At 28.7% G+C, this 1,442-nt stretch carries 2 protein-coding genes; one reads left to right on the forward strand and one right to left on the reverse strand.

Features of this window, described 5'->3' with window-relative positions:
• On the reverse strand, positions 1–361 hold a 361-nt coding region (locus EGI31_RS14705), incomplete at its 3' end, for a peptidase associated/transthyretin-like domain-containing protein (RefSeq protein WP_255037940.1).
• A gap of 513 nt (positions 362–874) precedes the next feature.
• Here EGI31_RS14705 and EGI31_RS14710 point away from each other — a divergent pair.
• Positions 875–1,378: a hypothetical protein gene (locus tag EGI31_RS14710; RefSeq protein WP_255037941.1), complete on the forward strand. Its 504-nt coding sequence runs from the start codon at positions 875–877 to the stop codon at positions 1,376–1,378.
• Positions 1,379–1,442: the final 64 nt, after the last annotated feature.

Raw genomic sequence — 1,442 nt, forward strand, 5'->3', positions numbered from 1 at the left:
TGTTCAATGAATTGCTTTTTAATCCAAAATAATAGATAGCATTTAGTTCACCTGAAAGGTTTCCCCAATGTTCGTTTTGAACAAATGAATTATAGCCTGCTTTTTTAACTATAATTTTGAAAGTTATTTCGCCGGTTTCGTTTGTTTCAATAATTCCATTGTAATACCCTTTTGAGTCAGAAACACCAATAAGGTTTTCATTGGCATCAAACAAATTAGCGTTTTCCAATGGTTTTAAGGATTCTGCGTCTATAACGATTCCAGAAATATTAATTTTTCGAGTGTTACAGTAGGAAGTCGAAGGCAGAAAGCTAATAAACAGTAAAATAGTAAGTGCGTAAAATGAAATTTGAGTTTTCATATTTATAGGGCTATAAAAGTTTAGAAATAGTTTCACCAAAAAACGATGGATGCTTTAGTTTTAGTACTTTGTCCAAAATTAAAATTCCTACACTTTTGATATGTAATTCTTCATTAGAATAGTTGAAAGTCAGATATTTATAAAGACAATTGGCTCTAGGTAATTATTAGTTCCTTTTTTGATATTAAATTCTAATTTTTCGCTCCATGTTTTGCAGTAAAAAAATGATTAAAGGGCATCGTTGTTATTTTAAAACATTTAAAATGAGGTATTTAAATTGTTTTTCATAAATAATTACCCAAAAACAAACAACGGTTAGATTACTTTAAAGTATCCAAAAAAATATTAGGAAATATAAATTCCCCCCCCCTATATTCATGCTAGAAATGGATCTTTTTCCTATTTCATGAAAATATTTTCAAATACACACTGGCATCAGTCTTTACTGATAGGCTATCGCTTTTCCTCCTTTATGGAAGCACAATTTTTATTAATCTTTTAAAAATAAATATTATGAAAAGTTTTATGGTTTATTTCTTGTTGTCAACGGTTATGATGACATTATTCTCATGTAAGGATTCGGAGATTGTTGACAAAGATGAAAGCGGTGGTTTAGCAGCAAAAGGTTTTAGACTTCCCGCTAAAGAGGAACTGAATATTATGAATAATAATTTGGATAACCTTAGCCAAATTGAGAAAATTGAAATTCATGATGGTGTTTTTCATTTTAAAAATCCAAGTTCGTTTCTGGATTTTTTCAAAAATTTTAACGAAGCGAAAAAAGTATTTGATACTAAGTTCAAAGATGCCTTTGTTGTCAAGAATACGCGAATAATGCAAATTAATAAGGATTTAGAATCAGCAACGTTGAAGGAAGACATCGATGAAATTTTGAAGAAAAATGAAGATTATGTTTTTTTAAAGGATAGTACGATTACAATACGAAATAGACACATTTACGATTTTTTGTTTACTGACCCTTTGAAAAATTATATATACATCGGAAAAATAATATAACCCGTTGTGCGGTTTAAATAAATAGAAAAAGGTTGTACATATAACTGAAATTCAGTAACTTAAA

The sequence above is a fragment of the Lacihabitans soyangensis genome, from assembly GCF_024343775.1.
Lineage (GTDB): Bacteria > Bacteroidota > Bacteroidia > Cytophagales > Spirosomataceae > Leadbetterella > Leadbetterella soyangensis.

Coding starts and splice junctions, on each gene's coding strand:
- EGI31_RS14710 (WP_255037941.1), top strand. CDS start 875: ATGAAAAGTTTTATGGTTTATTTCTTGTTGTCAACGGTTATGATGACA.